Origin of the sequence: Chlamydia serpentis (genome assembly GCF_900239945.1) — a bacterium.
Lineage (GTDB): Bacteria > Chlamydiota > Chlamydiia > Chlamydiales > Chlamydiaceae > Chlamydia > Chlamydia serpentis.
This window is the reverse complement of sequence record NZ_LT993738.1, coordinates 20593-34951: the sequence shown is the minus strand read 5'-3', so window position 1 is coordinate 34951 and position 14359 is coordinate 20593. Positions and strand designations below refer to the sequence as shown.

Sequence of the window (14359 nt, the reverse complement as noted above, 5' to 3'; positions counted from 1 at the left end):
CATTCAAAAATTTATAAAAGAGTATCTATGAATAGGACATCGACTCCAACTTCAGTTCCACCCTCTCTATCTCATGCTTCATCCCCGATTTCTTTCCACAATCCTTGTTCTGAGCCTAGCCCACCAAGTCCTTTAGAGGCAATACCTTCTCAACCTCAAAATGAGAAAGCAGACGCCAAATCCTCTATCATCAAAGCTGTGTCTTGTTTTATTCTTGGGCTAGCACTGTTACTCAGCGGAATCTTGAGCGTCTGTTTAAGTGCTTCTTTATCAGTCTCAATTCCTATATTTATACTTACGGCTATTTTTATAGGCCTGGCATTACTCTATTTTATAAAACACCTAAAAGAAAGGCCTACTCTAACAGAGGAACACCTGGAAACTCCAGCCAAAATATCACCTGAACCAGCCCCAAAGGCATTACCAATCCCTGAAGAAAAAATTCTAATACCTCCTACACCTAAAGCGATACCTAAAACAAAATTGAGCTCTGATCCTGAGATACGGTACCCGTTAAAATGGGACTATTCCATTCTTCACGCTTGGCTAAAGAGTTTATTTGATCTAGATCCAGATACAGACCCAACAGACCGTCTAAAATCTAGTAATCTCACAAGTGTAACCATGCGATCCAAAACAAAACCTTGCTTTCGTTTGCACTGTTTCCAAGGCATGTTTTCTACTGATAAGCTTCTAAACAAACAGTCAGGAGCTATTGTTGTTACGACGAATTCTAGCATGGACTTTTCCATGACAGTAGGAAGAACCTCTGCTGTCACAGCACGTTTAAGCAAAAGATGCTGGGAAACGATCAAAGATACGATCCCATCTCAAGAAAAAAAACTCCCTATAGGTGCGTGCATTTCTGGTCCCTGGACCTTAGAAGAAGGTGATACCCTTTATGCCTCGCACCTGATTGCTATTAATCCTCCTACACTAGAAACCCTGATTCCACCCAAACTACGCAGAGCAATCACATTCCAAGATTTCAATATAAAGACAGCATATGCTAATTTAGTGAAAGCTTATTTACAATGTTTTGATATCTGCATACAAAGTAATGTTAGCAGTATACAAGTTGAAATTTTGGGATTAAAGGATTTAAGCAAAAATCAAGAGGAATTTACTACATGGCACTACTGTTGCCAATTGGCCCTGGTAGAAGCTTTACGAATTTTATTAGAATCTGAAGGAACGCATGTTCTTTCCAGTGTTTCCGTAAATAGCATAAACGAATTGCCACTAAAAGTAGCATGCCAGGCACTGTTTTGGGTTAAGAAATCGTAGAATAGGAAATTCAGAAGGCGTTCTAGAATTCTGCTAAACTCTTAGCAGCTTGCAGAATAGAATCCTTCTGTGGGAGAACTTCATTTTCTAGAATCTTAGAATAAGGAACAGGAGAGTGAAGCCCTCCGAGACGGCGAACAGGAGCATCTAAGTGAGTATAGCCCTGTTCTGAGATAGTAGCGACAAGCTCACTACCAAATCCACAAAACTCTGAAGCCTCGTGAACCACTAGCAATCTACCCGTTTTCTCTACTGATTTTAAAACGGTAGGAAAGTCACAAGGAACTATCGTACGTAAATCTATCACTTCTATAGAAATTCCCCGTACACCCAATTCCTGAGCGACTTCTATGCTTAGCACCAAGGGCATTCCCCAGGAAACCAAGGTAAGATCTGTCCCGGGATGCACAACGACCGCTTTACCGAAAGGCAAAACATAGTCACTAGAAAACACTGGACAAGCGCTAAAAATCCGCCTTTGGTATAGGGCCTTGTGCTCTAAAAATACCACAGGGTTTGGGTCTCGAATTGCAGCTTTTAATAAAGCCTTAGCATCAGCAGCATTGGAAGGATACGCAACTTTAATTCCAGGACAATGGGCTAAGAACGCTTCTATACTTTGCGAATGATAAGGCCCTCCCTGAATATACCCCCCTGAAGGGGCTCTTATGACTAAGGGGACTTCCCATTCTCCAGCCGAACGATAGTATATGCTAGAGGCCTCCGAAAACAATTGGTTGATGCCTGGCCAAATATAATCTGCAAATTGAATTTCGACAACAGGCTTATGAATGCCATCTAATGCCATCCCTATAGCAGTACCTATGATTGTCGCCTCAGCTAATGGAGAGTTAAAACAACGTTCATGACCGAATTTTTCTGTCAAATTTCGGGTAACACCAAAGACGCCACCTTTATCTCCGGCAACATCTTCGCCAAAGACAATGACTCCAGAATCCCGAGACATCTCTTCCATAAGAGCTTCAGCAATAGCATCACGCATCACCTTTGGTTCGGAGTTACGCAAATTTTGAGCATTTTCTGAATTCTCATAATCGATTAAAGCCTCTGTATAAGGAGAAAATACTTCATGACTTGTTGATCCCTTAATAGGGAAGGGAAGAGCTTCGGCAATCTGACAAGCTTTTTGCACTTCTTCCTGAGCTTCAGCCTTGATCTCTTCAACCTCGATAGAAGATAAACCAAAGATATCAACAGCGTCTTTCTCTAAAAGTACCAATGGATCCTTCTGAGTACAGAGTTTAAGTTCCAAAGGTGAACGATATTTTTCTTGGTTATCGGAATTGCTATGCGATCCCAGACGAACCATATCTATTAAAATCAAAGAAGGCTGAGAGTGGTGACGTGCTTGATTTACTGCAAGAGAAAAGGTTTCTGACAGAGAGGTATATTCACCGCCACTGACCTCGTAAACAGCTAGTCCGTGATAACAATTACCCAAACGAGCAAGATCTGCTCCACACTGCTCTTCAAAAGGCACTGAGATCGCCCAATGATTATTTTGAATTACTGTAACGAGAGGAAGTTGGTGTAAGGAGACAAAGTTTAACATTTCATGAAATTCGCCTTGTGATGTAGCGCCATCTCCTCCAGAAACATAGACAACTTCATTTGCTTGTGAGTGCTTTACAGCCCAAGCACGACCCGCAGCTTGTAAAAATTGAGTTCCTACAACACTCGACTGACAACAAATACGCAACTTTTTATGAGAATAATGATAAGGCATCATTCTTCCGGAAGAGTGATTCACAGTCATACGAGCAAGGAAAGAAGCGAAAATCTCAGAGAGATCGCAGCCTAAACCTAAAGGAAATCCCTGATCTCGATAATAAGGGAAAGACCAGTCTTTTCCAGGAATAAGACTTTTACCACCAAGGACACCAGCAAGTTCGTGACCTCCACAGGAGAGCTGAAAGGAACCACCAGAACCGCTTTGTCTAGAGAGAAGCAACATTTTATGTTCAGCAAATCGTAATTGCCAAACCAATTTCAAAACATCTCTTATAGAAGAAATAACCTGATTCTGTACTACTTCCATAAATCTCTCTTATAGGGCCTCTCTTTTCTCTGTTTTATACAGTGAAGTCAGAAAAAAAACCTTTTATTTTATCTAAAAAGCCACGCTTCTTAGGAAAGTTCTCCGCTTTCTCTGTAGAAGCAAAATGACGCAAAAGTTCTTTTTGGTCTTCAGACAAATTTTGAGGAGTTTCTACAGAAATTCGAACTAAAAGATCACCACGACTTTTTCCATGAACATTAGGAAATCCTTGATTTCTTACTTTTAAAATTGTTCCACTTTGAATTCCTTCGGGAATAGTAAGACGACAAGCCCCTTCTGTCTTCAATAAAGTAGGGATTTCTTTCTTTATACCTAAAGCAGCATCCACGAAGCCAATAGGAAGGTCGAGAACTAGATCATCACCACGACGTTCAAACACTGGATGAGGTTCTACATCAATAAAAACGTATAGATCTCCAGAAGGAGCTCCATTCTGTCCTGCATCCCCGTAACCTTCCATCTTCAAACGCATTCCAGAGTCTACACCTGCTGGAATATGTACATTAACATTACGCTTATCTTTAACTCTACCTTGGCCACGACATGTCGAACAAGGATCTGTGATGACACGACCTTCCCCTCCACACTCTGGACAAGTAGATGCCATCGAGAAAAATCCCCGACTTTGCACGACTTGTCCGGAACCTTTGCAGCGTTCGCAAGATTTAATTCCATGAGAATTCGCAGCTCCCAAGCCAGAACACGTGTCACAAGCTTTATACCCAGAGACAACAAGTTCTTTCTCAACACCACGGGCAGCTTCTTCAAAAGTTAGAGTAATATGAACTTTTTTACTTGCTCCTTGACGAGCACCTGCAGGATCTGAGCGCATTCCGAAAGCTTCACCAAGCCCTCCAAATAGACCTTCGAAGAAACTTCCCCCTCCAAATTCTCCCCCGAATGCCCCCATGAAAGTACGTAGCGCATCTTCCATGTTGCCCATTCCTCCAGCACCAGAAAAGCCCCCAGCACCAGAAAAAGGACCATCTTTACCAAAGCGATCGTAAGAATCTCGCTTCTGAGGATCGCTAAGCACTTCATAAGCTTCTGAAACTTCTTTGAAGTGTTTTTCAGCTTCAGCATCCCCAGGATTTTTATCTGGATGATATTTAATAGCTAATTTACGATAGGCTTTTTTAATTTCTTCTGCAGAAGCAGTTTTAGAAACACCTAAAATTGAATAGTAATCCATACCTTAAACACTACCAACTAATACAACATTGTCAATTAACGACTGCGATACTTAGCTGCAGCTTTAGATTTAGCTCGTTTTTTGACAGAAGGTTTGTCATAAAAGCGATGGGACTTAGCAGCTTTTAAAATCCCTTCTTTATCTATTTTCTTTTTTAAGATACGCAGAGCACGATCTACTGGCTCTCCAACTCGAACTTTAACACTGGGCATGCACTACCTTATTACGCAATAAATAACAAAAGTCTTATCTCCTATAAAACACTATAATAATCTTTTTACTATGTCCTTTAGAAGAGTCCTGATTGTAGCACTACTTCCATTAGGCTTCAAGTGATAGTTGAATTAGTCGACTACAGATGTCGTAAAGAATTATTTAGAAAATTGAAAATTAAAAAAGACAGGAGTAACTACGATAATCGGGAGACATTTCCGGGCTGTACTTCACAACCATAAGTTGAGAAATAACATATCTGCGAATTTGTTCTACAGAAGGCGCTACTTGTTCTAGAGTAATCTTATCGGAAAAATTACTAGCAAAGAGCTGTGGGTTAGGTGAAACTACATGATAATACCCATGAGCCACGCAATATTCAGAAGCTTCTAGATAAGAAAGCAAGGTTCCAGGACCAACCCCTCTTTTTTGTTGAATAAAGCCATCTTCGGAAATTTCTGAACTTAAGGTCAGCACTCCTCCCCGCTTCCCCAAAGGAAGCATTAAAGCTTTTTTTTGATTTTTGGATAATAAATAACCTTCCAAAGAGCTGTACCCTAATAAGGGCACGTTCTGCCCCATAGCCAAACCTCGAGCAAAAGAAATCCCTACCCGTGTTGCAGAAAAATTTCCTGGCCCCAGGGCAACAGCTACTCCTTGAAAAGACAAATTGTTATTTTTAAAAAGAAACTCTAAAACAATTCCGAGATCTGGTCCAATAGGTAAAGACCACTGCTCAATTACTCGCTTATTATCCACATAGGCCAAAAATGGATGATATCCAGAAGTATCTATTATAACATAATTATAGAAGTACATGTATCCAGTTCAACATAAAAAAAGCAAACTATACCTATAAACTCTTTTTAATCAAATAAAATATCTTCAAAAACTGTTAATTACGAATATATTTATTCTGATGAACTAAACATTTAGAGTTGAAATAAAACAAGTCAATAAGATTTCTATCTTTATATAAGAAGCTAACCCTCTAACCTTGTACTGTGATAAAACCGTCTTAGCAACAGTATTCCGAACAGAGTTAAGGAATTAGTCAATCTATGGATAAAAACTTTAGAAAGAAGTTGAGGCCTCTATGAAGGTTGCACAATAAAAATCAAAGATACAAAGCTATTGATAATCGCTTATCTTAATTATTAAAAAGATAATTCACCAAATGTATGGAGTGAAAAGGAATACTAAGTTTTATTTCTTTATTACATGAACCATGCAGCTTAAACCTTACGACTTTCTTATCTATTCGCAGGGAATAGAAAACATTTAAATAATTTTAACCAAACATAGTTAATAATTATCTCTTTAATGAAAAATCGGTTACAATAGATATAAATAAAAATCATACCTATGTTTATTTCTTCTGTGCGCCCTTTAGTGTTCTCCAAAGCGTCTTTGTCATTTCTTCCTTACTTAGACAAAGGCTCAGGAGCTCTTGAAAAGTATTCTAATCTAGTGAATAACTACCTTCATTTAGGAGGGGAAAAATCTATTGTTATCAAAGGGGCTTCCGAAAACACTTTTGTATGTGTTAATAGAATCGCCCCTATTTCTTGTCTAAACAAAACACTTAAAATTCTTTCCTTTCTTTTAATCATTCCTATAATTCTTAGTCTCTTTATTATAATCATTTTACGTATTGTATTATTCTTCAAATATCGTAAACAGATTATACGTGTGAAAGAAGAGGAACTAACACATCTACTTAGCCCAAGTAAAGAAAGCCTGAGCCTACCTTTAGCATCTCCCAAAGCATTAAAAAAGATCCACGCCCTACATGCATTGATACGGTCTGGTAAAACTTATAATGAACTGATACAAGAAGGTTTTTCTTTTATTAAAATCACTACGCATCCTGATCGCCCCCCGTCATCTAATCAAGATCTTGGATTCTCCTACAATAAACTCTTTCCTGGCTTCTATTTCCATTCTCTCATACCTATTTCCTATACTTCAGGAGATGAACGCGCTCTTAAATACCATCTCGATAAACAACAAGAAGCCACTGCTCGCTTAGAGAAGACTCCCTCCTGTTCCATTATATGTCGATCACAGTACTTCCCCCCCTTAAACCCCCAAGATCAAGGCACAAGATTTGGACTTGTCGGGCTTGTTCAATGGAAAATTGATCTCTTACAGGAGTAAAGAACTTTAAAAATAGGAAAGAATTTTTCTTAATTCCCTACCTATCAACAAGTTTTAGCATCAGACATAAATTATTTTTTTCTAACAAATAAGAAAAGACGATTTGCCTTAAACACCCATCTTTCTTAATCTTTAATCCCTTCTAGATATTTTTTAGAAGTTGTGTATAGGCGCTAATTGCAACTATTTTGTAGTATAGCAAAATATGCAATCTTTTAACATTCCCCCTCCCCTCTTTTTAAATCATAAAAAAGAGCAATATACCAGGGAGATAGACAAATATAGCCGAGCATAAGGACAATTGTGGACTCTACAATCAATAGTGACTCTCCGATCTTAGATCCAAATCCAGAAGATGTTGAAAAACTTTTAGACGAATCTGAAGATGAATCCGATGATCAGTCTACTGAGCGTTTGCTTCCTTCTGAGTTATTTATTCTTCCATTGAACAAAAGACCGTTTTTTCCTGGAATGGCGGCACCAATTCTTATTGAGTCCGGCCCTTATTATGAGGTATTAAAAGTCTTAGCTAAGTCGTCTCAAAAATACATTGGTTTAGTCTTAACTAAAAAAGAAAACGCTGACATTTTAAAAGTTAATTTTAACCAATTGTACAAAACTGGAGTAGCAGCAAGAATCTTGCGCATCATGCCAATCGAGGGAGGAAGTGCTCAAGTTCTCTTAAGCATTGAAGAGCGCATACGTATTATAGAACCCGTTAAAGATAAATATCTTAAGGCACATGTTTCTTATCATGCCGACAATAAAGAGCTCACAGAAGAGCTCAAAGCATACTCTATTAGTATCGTCTCTGTAATTAAGGATCTTCTAAAACTCAATCCCTTATTTAAAGAAGAACTTCAGATTTTTCTTGGTCATTCAGATTTTACTGAACCTGGAAAACTTGCTGATTTTTCAGTAGCGCTAACTACAGCAACACGAGAAGAACTTCAGGAAGTCTTAGAAACAACGAAGATGCATGATCGTATTGACAAGGCGTTAATCTTATTAAAAAAGGAACTAGACTTAAGTCGTCTACAAAGTAGCATCAATCAAAAGATTGAAGCTACTATAACAAAAAGCCAGAAAGAATTTTTTTTAAAAGAGCAACTAAAAACAATTAAAAAAGAACTAGGCTTAGAAAAAGAAGACCGCGCTATTGATATAGAGAAATTTTCTGAGAGATTAAGGAAGCGTCATGTTCCTGACTATGCTATGGAAGTTATTCAAGATGAAATTGAGAAGCTTCAAACTTTAGAAACTTCTTCTGCCGAATACACTGTATGCCGTAATTACTTAGATTGGCTGACGATTATTCCTTGGGGACTACAAAGTAAGGAATATCATGATTTAAAGAAAGCGGAAGTTATTCTTAATAAAGACCATTATGGTCTTGATGAGATTAAACAGCGCATTCTAGAGTTAATTAGCGTAGGTAAGCTCTCTAAAGGATTAAAAGGCAGTATTATTTGTCTTGTAGGACCTCCAGGAGTTGGGAAAACAAGTATTGGCCGGAGTATTGCTAAAGTCCTCCATAGGAAGTTTTTCCGTTTTTCTGTAGGGGGCATGCGTGATGAAGCTGAAATTAAAGGTCATCGCAGGACTTATATTGGAGCGATGCCAGGAAAGATGGTTCAAGCTCTAAAACAAAGTCAAGCTATGAATCCCGTCATTATGATTGACGAGGTAGATAAAATTGGCGCTAGTTATCATGGAGACCCTGCTTCGGCTCTTTTAGAGGTTTTAGATCCTGAACAAAATAAAGACTTTCTCGACCATTATTTGGATGTACGTGTTGACCTATCGAATGTACTATTTATTCTCACTGCTAATGTTTTAGATACAATTCCCGATCCTCTTTTGGATCGTATGGAAATACTAAGGCTTTCTGGTTATATTTTAGAAGAGAAGCTTCAAATTGCTAAAAAATATCTGGTCCCGAAAGCTCGCAAGGAAATAGGTCTGACTGCAAGCGAAGTGAATTTTCACTCTGAAGCTTTAAAATATATGATCAATAATTATGCACGCGAAGCTGGAGTTCGCAATCTCAATGGAAATATTAAAAAAGTCTTAAGAAAAGTTGCTTTAAAGATTGTTCAAAATCAAGAAAAATCCAAGTCTAAGAAAATTTCGTTTAAAATTTCTTCGAAAAATCTCCAGGCTTACCTAGGAAAGCCTATATTTTCTAGTGATCGCTTCTATGAGTCAACTCCTATAGGAGTGGCAACAGGACTTGCTTGGACCTCACTAGGTGGAGCAACTTTATACATAGAAAGTGTACAAGTTTCTTCAATGAAAACAGATATGCATCTTACAGGGCAAGCTGGAGAAGTCATGAAAGAGTCCTCTCAGATTGCTTGGACCTACTTGCATAGTGCTTTGAGTAAATATGCGCCAGGCTACACATTCTTTCCAAAATCTCAAGTACACATCCATATTCCTGAGGGAGCCACACCTAAAGATGGTCCCTCAGCAGGAATTACTATGGTTACCTCTCTACTTTCCTTATTGTTAGAAACACCAGTAGTAAATAATTTGGGAATGACTGGAGAAATCACTCTAACAGGTCGTGTTTTAGGGGTGGGGGGGATTCGAGAAAAGTTAATTGCAGCACGAAGGTCTCGATTAAATATATTAATTTTTCCTGAAGACAATCGTAGAGATTATGAGGAACTGCCCTCCTACTTAAAAACAGGACTCAAGATCCACTTTGTCTCCCACTATGACGATGTTGTGAAGGTGGCTTTTCCTAAGCTGAAATAATAAGTCAAGCTGAGTATTCGGCAAAATCAACTTTATTATTCGCATCACGTGAATTGTGATGCGTATAAAAAAGTCTGTATATTTACAAAGAGTATTCAAATACGTAAGCTGTTTTTCATATAGCTATAGCTTTAATTTAAACCTTACTATGTCGAATTTCATCTCTAATCTCAAGAATACAATTTTCACTACCAGTACCATTCAACAAAAAAAGCCAGCAACTGCATCTAAATCTCTTAGAGAGATTTGCGAAATTGCCTACATAATCATTCTAGGTATCCTTAGTCTCTTAGTTATTACCGGAGCAATAACAGCAATGTTTTCTCCCCCAGTAGGAACTTCTATTTGTTTAATCTCATTGGCTCTTTTAATTATTCTATGTATCTTCAATCCGTGTCTTGTTCGTTGGATATTCACAAAAAAGCCTAAAGAAGTTCCTCAAGCATGCCGATCTAAATCACGTCCTACAACACCTTCCATCCAAGAAGGAGATGTTAAACCATCCTGGTATCGTCGCAGTGAAGAAATCCTCAAAGACACTTTCAATAAAGGCAAGGAGCTAAAATCTACTATTTCCCAACATATTCAAAGCAGGCGTCCTTCTGAAGTCGAGTCTAGTGATTCTTCTTCTAAATCCTCCCAACAAACTGCATTAGAATCACCTAAAATAGCTGCACCAAAAGCTCTTACCACTGATCAAAAAGCAGCTACCACAAAGAAGAAAAAGCAAAGATCTTTTTCTACAAAGAAAACTACGTCGAAAATTATAGGTAGAACATCGAAATTAACAAATGAAGGTAAAAAACGAAAAAAGCCTAAATTACAGCCAGAGAAACAAAAAGATTTTGGAACACATCAAAGTTCAAGCAGTGATAGCTCTTTTTCTTCATCACCACCGCCCCCTAAACGAGGCATTCCATCATTTTGGTGGTCTTCAAATAGTTAATTAAACTGGTTCTCGGAATACAAGCGATAAGCACAAGAGAAATAAAGAAAAAAGATTCTAAATCATAAAAATTTCATTCAAAAGTTGTAGTAGCATATATAATTTCATTTAGTTTATTCTATGACTTTTTCTTAAAGTAAATCCTTATGAGTTCTAGAGAATTAATTGTGTTAGGATGTTCGAGCCAACAGCCCACTCGAACACGCAATCAAGGAGCATACTTGTTTCGCTGGAATGGTGAGGGCCTGCTGTTTGATCCCGGAGAAGGTACACAACGACAATTTATCTTTGCAAATATTGCGCCTACAACAGTAACTAGAATTTTTGTTAGTCATTTTCATGGGGACCATTGCTTGGGTCTAGGCTCTATGCTAATGCGACTCAACTTAGATAAGGTCTCTTATCCTATCCACTGTTATTATCCTGCTTCGGGAAAAAAATATTTTGACCGCCTACGTTATGGCACTATTTATCATGAGACTATCCAGGTAATTGAGCATCCTATTTCTGAGGAAGGAGTTATAGAAGATTTTGGTAACTTTCGCATTGAAGCGCGACGACTTCAACATCAGGTAGATACCTTGGGATGGAGAATCACCGAACCAGACACTATAAAATTTCTTCCTGAAAAGCTTCAGGCTCGAGGTATTTATGGTCCTATTATCCAAGATCTCATTCGGAACGAAAAGATTGTTATCAATGATTCTACAGTACATCTTAGTGATGTCAGCTATATTCGAAAAGGAGATAGTATCGCTGTTATTGCTGATACTCTGCCTTGCCAAGCAGTCATAGATCTTGCAAAAAACAGTCGTATAATGCTATGTGAGAGTACGTATCTTGAAGAACATCGTCATCTTGCTGAAAGCCATTTTCATATGACTGCAAAACAAGCGGCCACCCTTGCAAAACAAGCTGAAACAGAAAAACTTATTCTCACACACTTCTCTGCACGTTACTTAAATCTTGATGATTTTTATAAAGAGGCTTCCGTTATTTTTCCGAATATTTCCGTAGCGCAAGAATACCACAGCTATTCTTTCCCTAAAAATCCTATGCAAAATAAATAGTTTGAAAATAATATTCATAGGCTAGCATTCCCTAATCTAAAAGAAAATGATGATTACCTCTATCTATTCATTCTTGGACTACTTGAGGACGATCAAAAGCGCTTCCTCACACACATTAAGAAACTATTGTTTGGATCTTAATGGGTTAAAAAATTTTTTAGAAAAATGCGGAAATCTTCCCTCTTCACCCCCACTGAAATTAACCTTGGACAACCGAAGGGTTTCTCCTCTTCCCCTTTCGTTGTTTACAAAAGAACACGTGCGTATCTATGTTGCTAAACTTATAGAAAATGGGAAAAGTAAGCGAACTATCAAGCGGTGTCTTTCTTCAATTAAAAGTTTCGGTCATTACTGTGTTCTCCAAAGAATTCTTACAGAAAATCCTGCAGAAACTATCCAAGGGCCCCGTCTTCCCAAGGAGCTGCCCTCACCTATGACTTATAATCAAGTTGAGATACTAATGGCAACTCCTGATATTTCTAAATATCATGGACTACGTGATCGCTGTCTGATGGAACTTTTTTATAGCTCTGGTTTGAGAATCAGTGAAATTGTAGCAATAAACAAATGGGATTTAGATTTTACTACCCACTTAGTTCGTATAAAAGGAAAAGGAAAGAAAGAAAGAATTGTTCCCATCACCCCCCATGCCATCCAATGGGTACACACCTATCTTAACCATCCTGACCGAGCTCCTTTAGAACGAGATCGACAAGCGCTCTTTCTAAATCGCTTTGGAACCCGGATTAGCACACGATCTATAGATAGGAAATTTCAAGAATATCTGCGAAGTTCAGGACTTTCAGGACACATCACTCCCCATACAATTCGCCATACTATAGCGACTCATTGGTTGGAGAGTGGAATGGATTTAAAGACAATCCAAATGCTTCTTGGTCATAGCTCTCTAGAGACCACAACAGTCTATACTCAAGTCTCTATAAAGTTAAAAAAACGCACCTACCAAGAAGCCCATCCTCATGCATAAGAGAATCAGGTAAAGCTCTTGTACTCTAAAAAGCACTTTGTTATGCTTTTTGCTATGAGTATAGTATTAGATAAAATTGGCAAATCTTTAGGGACTCGAGTTTTATTCGATGAGGTGTCCGTAGTCTTCAATCCTGGAAACTGCTATGGTCTTACTGGACCTAATGGTGCAGGGAAGTCTACTCTTCTAAAAATCATTATGGGAATAGTAGAACCTACAAAAGGTTCTATTTCCTTACCTAAAAAGGTAGGGATCCTACGTCAAAATATCGATACCTTTCATGATATCACTGTCTTAGATTGTGTTATTATGGGTAATTCCCGTCTTTGGGAAGCTTTACAAATTCGTGATAATCTTTACTTACAAGAATTTACTGATGCTATTGGCATGAAACTTGCTGAAATCGAAGAGATCATTGGAGAAGAAAATGGGTACCGAGCGGATTCAGAAGCCGAAGAATTGTTAACGGGGATTGGTATTCCCAACGAGCTATTTGGCAATAAAATGGCTACAATTCCGATAGATCTACAATTCCGAGTTCTTCTTTGCCAAGCTCTCTTTGGTCATCCAGAAGCACTGCTTCTTGATGAGCCTACTAACCACCTTGACCTATACTCAATTAATTGGCTAGGCAACTTTCTAAAAAGCTATCAAGGCACTGTCATTGTAGTTAGCCATGATCGACATTTCTTAAACACAATTACTACACACATTGCTGACATTGATTATGATACGATCATAATTTATCCTGGGAATTACGATGCAATGATAGAAATGAAAACTGCATCTCGGGAACAAGAAAAAGCTGACATTAAATCTAAAGAAAAGAAAATTACCCAACTCAAAGAGTTTGTTTCTAAGTTCGGTGCCGGATCACGAGCAAGTCAAGTACAATCTCGGTTGAGAGAAATTAAGAAACTGCAGCCACAAGAATTAAAAAAATCTAATATCCAACGTCCCTATATTCGTTTCCCCCTATCGGATCGGTCTTCAGGAAAAGTCGTCTTATCTTTGGAGGGAATCACGAAAAGTTATGGAGATAATCAGGTAATTCATCCTTTTTCTTTAGAAATCTATCAAGGAGACAAACTTGGGATTATTGGGAATAATGGTCTAGGCAAAACCACCTTGATGAAATTACTTGCAGGCGTGGATACACCTTCTTCTGGAAGTATAAAGCTAGGCCATCAAGCTATATGTTCCTATTTTCCTCAAAATCATAGTGATGTTTTAGCTGACTGCGGTCAAGAAACTCTGTTCGAATGGTTGCGAAATCGCAAGACAGGAATTAGTGATCAAGAGATCCGTAGTGTTTTAGGAAAAATGCTCTTTGGCGGTGATGATGCTTTCAAGCAAATTCAAGCACTATCTGGAGGAGAGACTGCACGCCTTCTTATGGCAGGAATGATGTTAGAAAATCATAATGTTCTTATTCTTGATGAAGCTAACAATCACTTAGATTTAGAATCTGTTTCTGCACTTTCTTGGGCTATAAACGACTATAAAGGTACAGCAATTTTTGTCTCTCATGATAGGGGCCTTATTCAAGATTGTGCTATGAAATTATTGATCTTTGATAAAGATAAAATTACATTCTTTGACGGTACGATGGCTGATTACACTGCAAGTCATAAGCAATTACTGTAAATATTATTCAGCA

The 14359-nt window shown here is 38.2% G+C and carries 11 protein-coding genes; 7 read left to right on the top strand and 4 right to left on the bottom strand.

Annotated features, from left to right (window positions below):
• Positions 1-27 precede the first annotated feature (27 nt).
• On the top strand, positions 28-1287 hold the full coding sequence (locus C834KP_RS00110; RefSeq protein ID WP_108896205.1) for a macro domain-containing protein: 1260 nt from the start codon (positions 28-30) through the stop codon (positions 1285-1287).
• Between the two features lie 22 nt (positions 1288-1309).
• Here C834KP_RS00110 and C834KP_RS00105 read toward each other — a convergent pair whose 3' ends face one another.
• The 4 genes from C834KP_RS00105 to C834KP_RS00090 all read right to left on the bottom strand — a co-directional run bounded on the left by C834KP_RS00105 (position 1310) and on the right by C834KP_RS00090 (position 5591).
• Positions 1310-3346: an alpha-ketoacid dehydrogenase subunit alpha/beta gene (locus C834KP_RS00105; RefSeq protein WP_108896204.1), complete on the bottom strand. Its 2037-nt coding sequence runs from the start codon at positions 3344-3346 to the stop codon at positions 1310-1312.
• Positions 3347-3380: 34 nt separating this feature from the next.
• A complete protein-coding gene (dnaJ, locus tag C834KP_RS00100) occupies positions 3381-4559 on the bottom strand; it encodes a molecular chaperone DnaJ (RefSeq protein WP_108896203.1) in 1179 nt (392 codons plus the stop codon).
• A gap of 35 nt (positions 4560-4594) precedes the next feature.
• Entirely contained in the window at positions 4595-4771 is a 177-nt protein-coding gene (gene rpsU / locus C834KP_RS00095) for a 30S ribosomal protein S21 (protein ID WP_010882681.1), read from the bottom strand.
• A 178-nt stretch (positions 4772-4949) separates the two neighbouring features.
• Positions 4950-5591 (bottom strand): tRNA threonylcarbamoyladenosine biosynthesis protein TsaB, encoded by a 642-nt coding sequence (locus C834KP_RS00090; RefSeq protein ID WP_108896202.1) that lies wholly within the window; start codon positions 5589-5591, stop codon positions 4950-4952.
• 546 nt (positions 5592-6137) lie between these two features.
• Between C834KP_RS00090 and C834KP_RS00085 the strand changes: the two genes are divergently transcribed.
• The 6 genes from C834KP_RS00085 to C834KP_RS00060 all read left to right on the top strand — a co-directional run bounded on the left by C834KP_RS00085 (position 6138) and on the right by C834KP_RS00060 (position 14346).
• Entirely contained in the window at positions 6138-6932 is a 795-nt protein-coding gene (locus C834KP_RS00085) for a DUF648 domain-containing protein (RefSeq protein ID WP_108896201.1), read from the top strand.
• A 303-nt stretch (positions 6933-7235) separates the two neighbouring features.
• Positions 7236-9695, top strand: coding sequence for an endopeptidase La (lon, locus tag C834KP_RS00080; RefSeq protein ID WP_108896200.1), 2460 nt, complete (start codon positions 7236-7238; stop codon positions 9693-9695).
• A 148-nt stretch (positions 9696-9843) separates the two neighbouring features.
• Positions 9844-10641, top strand: a complete 798-nt coding sequence (locus C834KP_RS00075; RefSeq protein ID WP_108896199.1) for a hypothetical protein — start codon at positions 9844-9846, stop codon at positions 10639-10641.
• A 146-nt stretch (positions 10642-10787) separates the two neighbouring features.
• A complete protein-coding gene (locus tag C834KP_RS00070) occupies positions 10788-11711 on the top strand; it encodes a ribonuclease Z (RefSeq protein WP_108896198.1) in 924 nt (307 codons plus the stop codon).
• A 49-nt stretch (positions 11712-11760) separates the two neighbouring features.
• Entirely contained in the window at positions 11761-12699 is a 939-nt protein-coding gene (locus C834KP_RS00065) for a tyrosine recombinase XerC (protein WP_108896197.1), read from the top strand.
• 54 nt (positions 12700-12753) lie between these two features.
• Positions 12754-14346: an ABC-F family ATP-binding cassette domain-containing protein gene (locus C834KP_RS00060; protein WP_108897104.1), complete on the top strand. Its 1593-nt coding sequence runs from the start codon at positions 12754-12756 to the stop codon at positions 14344-14346.
• Positions 14347-14359: the final 13 nt, after the last annotated feature.

Coding starts and splice junctions, on each gene's coding strand:
- C834KP_RS00110 (WP_108896205.1), top strand. CDS start 28: ATGAATAGGACATCGACTCCAACTTCAGTTCCACCCTCTCTATCTCAT.
- C834KP_RS00105 (WP_108896204.1), bottom strand. CDS start 3,346: ATGGAAGTAGTACAGAATCAGGTTATTTCTTCTATAAGAGATGTTTTG.
- dnaJ (WP_108896203.1), bottom strand. CDS start 4,559: ATGGATTACTATTCAATTTTAGGTGTTTCTAAAACTGCTTCTGCAGAA.
- rpsU (WP_010882681.1), bottom strand. CDS start 4,771: ATGCCCAGTGTTAAAGTTCGAGTTGGAGAGCCAGTAGATCGTGCTCTG.
- C834KP_RS00090 (WP_108896202.1), bottom strand. CDS start 5,591: ATGTACTTCTATAATTATGTTATAATAGATACTTCTGGATATCATCCA.
- C834KP_RS00085 (WP_108896201.1), top strand. CDS start 6,138: ATGTTTATTTCTTCTGTGCGCCCTTTAGTGTTCTCCAAAGCGTCTTTG.
- C834KP_RS00075 (WP_108896199.1), top strand. CDS start 9,844: ATGTCGAATTTCATCTCTAATCTCAAGAATACAATTTTCACTACCAGT.
- C834KP_RS00070 (WP_108896198.1), top strand. CDS start 10,788: ATGAGTTCTAGAGAATTAATTGTGTTAGGATGTTCGAGCCAACAGCCC.
- C834KP_RS00065 (WP_108896197.1), top strand. CDS start 11,761: ATGATTACCTCTATCTATTCATTCTTGGACTACTTGAGGACGATCAAA.
- C834KP_RS00060 (WP_108897104.1), top strand. CDS start 12,754: ATGAGTATAGTATTAGATAAAATTGGCAAATCTTTAGGGACTCGAGTT.